We start from the raw sequence: 7,357 nt of genomic DNA, 5'->3' as shown, positions 1-7,357 counted from the left end.
CGCTCTTCCGATCTAGCGCATTGGTATTTACCCGGACAAAGCATGCCGCCGACAAGGTCGTAACGGAGTTGGCTGGGGCGGGTGTAGTGGCGATGGCTATTCACGGGAACAAGAGCCAGAACGCCCGGCAGAACGCCCTAAAACGCTTCAAAAGCGGAGATATCAAAATTCTTGTTGCAACTGATATTGCGGCGAGAGGAATTGACATTCCTGAGCTGTCCTATGTGTTTAACTATGAACTGCCAAATGAACCGGAAACTTATGTTCATCGTATCGGCAGAACCGGCCGTGCCGGGCTGGGAGGCATTGCCATTAGCTTCTGCGACTATGATGAAATTTCTTACCTAAGGGATATTGAAAAGCTGATGGGCCGCACGATTCCTGTGGAAAAATCAGAGTGGCCAATGATGATTCTGCAAAAGTCGGAAAAAGCACCGCAATCCAGATATGGTCACGGTCGTTCACATTCTCCCTCGGCGTCATCTAATCCCAGACATTCACAAGCCCGGACGACCGCCTCTGCAAGACCTCATGCTGCATCCGCGAAAGAGCATGATCGCGTGGCGGGCAATCGAAAAAGACGCGATCGCCGGTAAACATCTCCTCTGGTTTGGGGTAGGACACGGAGTACCCTATGAAAGCCAAAATATCACGTCTTCGGTTTCCCGGAGACGTGATATTTTTGTAGTCTAGTGAAGTATGGTCCTCCGTACTGACTGATTATCAGCGCCGCCAGCGTGGGATTCGGAGTTTTGATATTAACGGGGTATTGCAGCTTTTTTTCATAAACAAACATCAGCCGTTCACTCCTTCATCCCAGGGCCACGGATCATTTAACCAGATAAAGCCTTCCTGCTCCGTAATATCGGTCTGGAGGAGGGGCCCGTACATTTTCCGATACGTTATCCGGCCCTCTTGGGCAAGCTTGATATAAGACCAGTAGAGGTTCAGAACCTCCTGATCCTTGGGGTGGGTGGTGAGATACAGGCCCAGCTCGTCAATTGCAAAATCAAGCGCCATCAGCTCCGCCAGGGCGGTGTTGTTGGTTTTCAGCTTGTCAGTCATTGCCGCCTTAAACGGCAGGTCCAGCCCCGGAAACAGCGTCCCTGTCTGAAGCGCCGTGGCGTTTTCATAGCGGGGCGGGTCCTGATCCTGCATGGGCACATAGGGAAATGCCAGCGGCGCACAGCGGCCGGGAAGACTCCCGTCGTTTTGGCCGCAGGAATTCAATTCAGGTCTATCCATCTGCAAAAATACTCCTTCCTTTACGCAGGTTTGCTCAGACTGCGCACGGTATCGTGCGCTTATGCCATACTATGCCCGACACCCCCCGCTGGTACATCTTGCGGGACCGAAGGGAAGGGTGCTATAATATACGCAAAGCTTTCCCGGACTGCCTGCACCCGCACGCGGCGGCAGCCCCGCAGTCGGCGGACATAATGGAAAAGCCGTACCTCATATTCTTCACGGGAGGTGACGGCGATGGTTGTTTTTATACGCAGGACCCATCTGACACTATCCGCACTGCTGCTTACGGCGGTGGCGGGGATGGCGTTGATTCTGTGGCAGGGGAGTGGGAGTGTCTCTGTGCTCTCTGCCCAACCGGTGGGAAGCCCCAGCCGCGTGGTGGTGGTAGACCCGGGCCACGGCGGAGAGGACGGCGGCGCGGTAGCCGGGGACGGCACGGTAGAGAGCGGACTGAATTTGCAGATTGCCGGGCGAGTGGACGCGCTGCTCCGGTTTTTGGGGCAGGACACGGTGATGACGCGGACGGAGGACGTGTCCATCCATTCTCCGGAAGCCACGACGCTGCGCCAGAAAAAGGCGTCTGACCTTAAAAACCGGGTGGCGCTGGTAAATGGACTGGAGAATGCGGTGCTCCTCAGCATCCATCAGAATAGCCTGCCAGGCTCTCCCAAAACCCACGGCGCACAGGTATTTTACAATGGCGTGGAACCTGCCCCGGCGCTGGCCTCCACCGTGCAGGAACGGCTGAACAGCAGTGTGAACACCGGAAATGGAAAAACACCCAAGCGTATTTCCGATTCTATCTATCTCACGAAAAACGCCACGGCTCCGGCAATCATTGTGGAGTGCGGCTTCCTCTCTAACAGCGCGGAAACCGCCCGCCTGCAAGAGCCGGGATACCAGATACGCCTGGCGGCCGCCATTGCCGCCGGATATTTTTCTACGGAGGAAACATCATAGATGAAAGTGAAAAGCACGTTTTACTGCACGGAATGTGGAAACGAGACGCCCAAATGGGCGGGGAAGTGCCCCGCCTGCGGCGCATGGAACACGGTGGTGGAGCGTCCCGCGGAAGCCGCGCCGAAAAAGTCCCGGGGGATCGGGAAAGCGGCGGCTCCAGCAATCCCCGTCATAGGGAGCGTCCGCCGTGCCCGTCCGGTGACGGATTTGGAAACCGCGTCGGAAATCCGCTTTCCCACCGGGATGGGGGAACTGGACCGGGTCCTTGGCGGCGGAGCCGTCAAGGGCTCTTTGGTGCTGGTGGGCGGCGCACCGGGGATCGGAAAATCCACGCTGATGCTGCAAATTTGCAGCAAACTGTGCGAATTTTCCAAGGTTTTGTATGTATCCGGAGAGGAGTCAGAGCACCAGCTTAAGCTCCGGGCAAAGCGGCTGGATGTGGAGAGCGAACAACTGTTCGTTATCTCTGAAACCTGTCTGGGGGACGTGCTGGAAACGGTGGCGGCGGAGCAGCCCGACATTCTTATCATTGACTCCATCCAGACGCTGTACAACGACGCGCTGGATTCTCCCGCCGGAAGCGTGGGGCAGGTGAAGGACTGCACCATGGCGCTGATGCAGCTTGCCAAGGGGCAAGAGGTCACCGTATTCGTCATCGGGCATGTGAATAAAGAGGGCTCCATTGCCGGACCGAAGGTTTTGGAGCACATGGTGGACTGCGTGCTGTATTTCGAGGGAGATCAGCACAGCTCCTACCGCATTTTGCGGGCGGCAAAAAACCGCTTTGGGGCAACCAATGAGATCGGTGTGTTTGAGATGGAGGACGCGGGACTGCACGAGGTGGAAAATCCTTCAGAGCTGCTGTTGGCGGGCCGTCCGGCGGATGCGCCGGGAAGCTGCGTCACCTGTGTGATGGAGGGGGTTCGGCCCGTGCTGGCGGAGGTGCAGGCCCTGATTGCTCCTAGCGGCTACGGAACGCCCCGTCGCACCAGCAACGGGTTTGACTACAACCGGGCAGCCATGCTGATCGCAGTATTGGAAAAGAGGGGAGGGCTGAAGCTCTCCACCTGTGATACCTATTTAAATATCATCGGCGGCTTATGGTTGGACGAGCCTGCCGCCGACCTTGCCGCCGCCGTGGCGCTGGCCTCCAGTTATCTGGATCAGCCCATTCCCAGCGATTTGGTAGCCATCGGAGAGGTGGGACTGACAGGGGAGCTGCGCAGCGTCAGCCAGCTCAGCCAGCGGGTGAACGAGGTGCAGCGTCTGGGTTTTAAGCGCTGCCTGATTCCGGAGCACCGGTCCCAATCGCTCCATCCCCCGGCAGGGTTAGAGCTGATTCCGGTGCGGAATATTGGAGAGGCTCTGCGGGCCGTGCTGCGCAAACAGGGATAAAGTGAACGCAGCCGCCTCCAGCGGGGGGAACTCCCGCCGCCGCCGCGCAGTCCAGATCGCACAGTCCGTCCTTTTGATAGATACAGGCAGAGGTGCATGGAATAAGCCCCATAAAATTCAGTCCGTTCCTTTCAGTTTGAGATGTTTGCGGCGGTCCAAGCGTTTGCGGCTAGGATGTGCCGAAACGGCGGAGTTTATGTTTTGGAAGAGGAAAACGCCCCGCCAGCAAACTGGGTCTGGGCGTTTTCCGGCGCAAGGCCCGGACAGAATAAGACCCGCCAAGCTGTTTGGAAAGATGTTAAGCGGGCGCAGCGTGCGTTTGGGTTTCAGCAAAACATTGGGCCACATAGCTTTCAAAAGGTTTATGCCGTCCAAATTGTGGAAATATATGGGAATATATAGCGGGTGCGGCGTGCGCTGGGTTATGCCTCGCCGCCCGTGACGATAATTTCCCCCATAGCGGATACGCTGCTTTACCGCCCAGAGCATGAGCGAAATCGTTTGAAGAGGTTCTCCCAATTAGCGGCTTCGGAGCGGTAATTTTTGGTTGACATCTGCGGCGCGGCAGGCTATACTGTGACGTGATATTCCCTTGCGCCTGAATGAGGGATATCACGTCCAAAATTTGCCGCGCATGGGGGTGCAGAATGCCCCGGTGGCGGTTCGGGAGGAGGTGCGCGCGACAGCGTGCGGGCTTTCTGCCGACGGCTGAAAAAGCCATTCCACAGACGGTGGGACGGAACAATAACGTTTATTTTGTTGCCCGGAGCGGCTGGCCCCAAGCGCGATGCGGGGCGCTGTTTCCGATGCGCTGCCTACGACACGCAGCGCGCGCAGCCCGACGGTACGTCGGGGCGGAGGGCGGACAGTCGGCATTGTTTTACAATGACGATTGAACAAAATAAAAATTTTGTTCAAATTGGGGGAGTGAGCCAAGGCTATCCAATCTAATTACACCGTGACATCCTTCTGTGTAATGGAAAAACGCCGCTCTTCCAAATACAAAAATCCTGAATCTGCAGAGATTGAGGATTACGCTATCGCATGTTGCATGAGGTTCTGCGCCGACTGCTTGGAAATACCCATCCGGGCAAACCCGTTTCAAGCGATTTAGGCGGCTTTTTATGAAGAATCCTCTTTTAGGACCGCTCAGGCCACTGCGCGTACTATAATATTACAGAATTGAGGATGATATTTTGAACGATTATCGCACTGAAGCGCCGCCGGTCCTTCGGGACTTTCTGGCGTATCATGAAACTATCAAAGCTCATTCAAAGCGAACCGTGGATGAATACTTTTTGGATCTGAGAAACTTTTTCCGCTACATGAAGCAGACACGGGATCCCTCACTGCATGACAGGCGGCTGGATGAAATTCCTATTTTGGATGTGGATTTGGACTTTGTTAAATCTGTAACATTGACGGATATTTACGGATACATGACCTATCTCAGCCGAGACCGGATTTTGCATCAAAACAGCTCTAACTCTGATTATGGACTAAATTCCTCCTCAAGAGCGAGGAAAATTGCAACACTTCGCTCTTTTTACAACTATTTGACCAATAAGGTGCACTTGATTACCGAGAATCCCGTAAAGGACATCGACTCCCCAAAAACCAGAAAGTCTCTGCCCAAATATCTGACTCTGGATGAAAGCATCCGGCTTCTAGAGTCGGTTGACGGAAAGAATCGTGAGCGGGACTACTGCATTTTGACGCTGTTTCTCAACTGTGGATTGCGGATTTCCGAGCTGGTGGGGCTGAATTTAAACGATATTCAGGATGAGGCCCTTCGGGTTTTGGGCAAGGGCAATAAAGTCCGCATCGTCTATCTGAACGATGCCTGCAAGGACGCGCTGCGGCGATACCTGGCGGAGCGGCGGCCCGTGTCGGGACGGGACAGCGGTGCGCTGCTTCTGTCTGAGCAAAACAAACGCATCAGCCGCTCCGGCGTGCATGCGCTGGTAAAAAAGCATCTGGGTCAAGCCGGACTGGACGCATCCGAATACTCTTCTCACAAGCTCCGTCATACTGCCGCCACACTGATGCTTCAAAATGGCGTGGACGTGAAAGCGGTGCAGGAGGTTTTGGGTCACGAGCACCTGAATACCACGGAAATCTATACGCACATCGACAACGAAGCCCTCCGTGTCGCCGCAAAGGCAAATCCCTTGTCACGCGTTAAAATTCATGATAAATCTGGCGAATAAGAGAATCAAAAAGCTTTGAAGCAAAGAATTGCAAATTTGTTTCATTGTCATTATAAAGAGAAGTAGTGCGGCACAGGAAAGATATCACTTTTCCTGTGCCGCACTTTATTGAATTTCTGCCGCCGCTTAGATTGCCGCTTTTGCGATAAGTTCGTTTAACAACGCGATTTCGTTTTTCAGGCTTGTATCAGCCACACCGAGCATATCCTTCAAGCGGCTGATGACGCGCTCAATTTCGCTTTTGGTATTCTGCACCTGTGCCTGAGACTGATTGATTTTATCCAATACCGCCCAATCCGCAAACAATCCGTCAAAGAAAAAATCCGCAAATCCCAGAAAGCCTTCGATGCTGACCTGAATATCCGCATGAATCGTCACATCAGTCAGCTCTGTTTTAAAGCGGCGCAGTTGTACCTGCAAATGCTCTACCTGTTGCTGTGCTTCATCCAGATGGCTGTGCTTCGCCAAATCCGATATCAGCCCTCCGCCCAGCAAATCCCAGTTCCCCCACCCCTCCGCGCTGTCAAGGCTGGATAAAACCCCTTCTGTAGTGGCAAGGGCGGCCTGCCCGGCGCCAAGCGCTTCGTTGATTTCCTTAATCTGTCCGTCCAGATATGAAATGCGTTCTTCAGTCTCAAGAATCTTCCGAACATCTTGTGTGCCCTGGGATTTAATGGCATCCAGCTTTTCCTTCAGTGTCTGCTCATATTCCCTCTCGCACTCCCCTAGTCGGCCAAGCTCAGCCTCGTAGCGGCTGATATCCTCCTCCACGGCAAAAAGCTCCCGCGCGGCCACGTCATACTTCACACCCGCAGCATATGCCTCCTGACGTTCTTTATCCAGCTTTTCATCTATTTTGCCGACAACACCGTAGAAAAAAGCGGCCAAGCTATGCCCCTCCAGCCGGGCCACATCTGCTTGTTCGTCTAATTTTTCTTTCTTCAGTGCATCGGTTTTTACGAGCAGAGCCTCTCGTTGAATATAGAGCTCTTTCAGCTTAGATTGAGTGTGCTTCTTTTGTTCAATCTTCTCGCGAAGACCCTGTATTTTTTCATCGTAATATACCATTGCGAACTCCCTTCGATTTTATATTACTGCCCATTCGCCGTACAGAACATCCGGCAACCCAGCCATAGCAAACCGCTGATCGGACACCGGCATTTGAATCCTCCCTTGTCCGTTTTGACCTGTGCAAAGTTTTTCCTATTACAAAGTTTTACGCCAGCAGGCTATTCCAGTTCCAGTCGGCTTCCGAGGGGATGGTCCCCAGCCGCCACAGAGAAACGCCGTCAATCCCCAGCAGCTTGGCGGCACCGAGCTTGACATGAACGCTGTAATTATCGTCGTACCAGACGAAATAGCGGCTGCCGTCCTCCGTGGTATAAATTGCATAGGGCTGTTGATAGGTATCAGACCAGCCCTTTTCCGTATTCGACTGTCTCAGCCGCTGATATAGCGTCTCATTGGAGGGATACACCGGCGTTCCGGAGAGAAGCTTCCCATCCGCGCCGATTTTCCAGGCCATAGGTTTGCTGGAGAAGCCC

6 protein-coding genes and 2 pseudogenes are annotated in these 7,357 nt (G+C 54.0%); 4 read left to right on the top strand and 4 right to left on the bottom strand.

Going from position 1 to position 7,357, the window contains the following annotated elements:
* Positions 1 to 596: helicase-related protein (locus tag B2W96_RS04305; RefSeq protein WP_293008900.1), on the top strand; the 596-nt coding region annotated here is incomplete at its 5' end.
* A 104-nt stretch (positions 597 to 700) separates the two neighbouring features.
* Here the strand turns inward: B2W96_RS04305 and B2W96_RS04300 are convergent.
* A pseudogene (locus B2W96_RS04300) lies at positions 701 to 796 on the bottom strand (manganese catalase family protein); the annotation flags it as partial.
* Positions 796 to 1,245, bottom strand: a complete 450-nt coding sequence (locus tag B2W96_RS04295) for a spore coat protein CotJB (protein ID WP_293008898.1) — start codon at positions 1,243 to 1,245, stop codon at positions 796 to 798. The pseudogene B2W96_RS04300 and the gene B2W96_RS04295, both read right to left, overlap by 1 nt.
* Before the next feature lie 237 nt (positions 1,246 to 1,482).
* Between B2W96_RS04295 and B2W96_RS04290 the strand changes: the two genes are divergently transcribed.
* From B2W96_RS04290 to B2W96_RS04280, 3 genes are all read left to right on the top strand, one after another.
* Complete coding sequence (locus tag B2W96_RS04290) at positions 1,483 to 2,208, top strand: N-acetylmuramoyl-L-alanine amidase (RefSeq protein ID WP_293008896.1); 726 nt, start codon at positions 1,483 to 1,485, stop codon at positions 2,206 to 2,208.
* A complete protein-coding gene (gene radA / locus B2W96_RS04285; RefSeq protein ID WP_293008894.1) occupies positions 2,209 to 3,603 on the top strand; it encodes a DNA repair protein RadA in 1,395 nt (464 codons plus the stop codon).
* A 1,196-nt stretch (positions 3,604 to 4,799) separates the two neighbouring features.
* Positions 4,800 to 5,813 carry a tyrosine recombinase XerC gene (locus B2W96_RS04280; protein WP_293008892.1) on the top strand — a complete coding sequence of 338 codons (1,014 nt, stop codon included), beginning with the start codon at positions 4,800 to 4,802 and terminating at the stop codon, positions 5,811 to 5,813.
* A 126-nt stretch (positions 5,814 to 5,939) separates the two neighbouring features.
* Here B2W96_RS04280 and B2W96_RS04275 read toward each other — a convergent pair whose 3' ends face one another.
* Both B2W96_RS04275 and B2W96_RS04270 read right to left on the bottom strand, forming a co-directional pair.
* A complete protein-coding gene (locus tag B2W96_RS04275) occupies positions 5,940 to 6,881 on the bottom strand; it encodes a hypothetical protein (RefSeq protein WP_293008890.1) in 942 nt (313 codons plus the stop codon).
* Between the two features lie 148 nt (positions 6,882 to 7,029).
* A pseudogene (locus tag B2W96_RS04270) lies at positions 7,030 to 7,357 on the bottom strand (glycoside hydrolase); the annotation flags it as partial.

The sequence above is a fragment of the Oscillibacter sp. UBA6647 genome (assembly GCA_002455655.1).
Classification (GTDB): domain Bacteria; phylum Bacillota; class Clostridia; order Oscillospirales; family Oscillospiraceae; genus Oscillibacter.
This window is presented reverse-complemented; position numbering and strand designations above follow the sequence as displayed.

What these genes read in the sequence shown, in the direction of transcription:
- B2W96_RS04295 (WP_293008898.1), bottom strand. Translation starts at nt 1,245, where the DNA reads ATGGATAGACCTGAATTGAATTCCTGCGGCCAAAACGACGGGAGTCTT.
- B2W96_RS04290 (WP_293008896.1), top strand. Translation starts at nt 1,483, where the DNA reads ATGGTTGTTTTTATACGCAGGACCCATCTGACACTATCCGCACTGCTG.
- radA (WP_293008894.1), top strand. Translation starts at nt 2,209, where the DNA reads ATGAAAGTGAAAAGCACGTTTTACTGCACGGAATGTGGAAACGAGACG.
- B2W96_RS04275 (WP_293008890.1), bottom strand. Translation starts at nt 6,881, where the DNA reads ATGGTATATTACGATGAAAAAATACAGGGTCTTCGCGAGAAGATTGAA.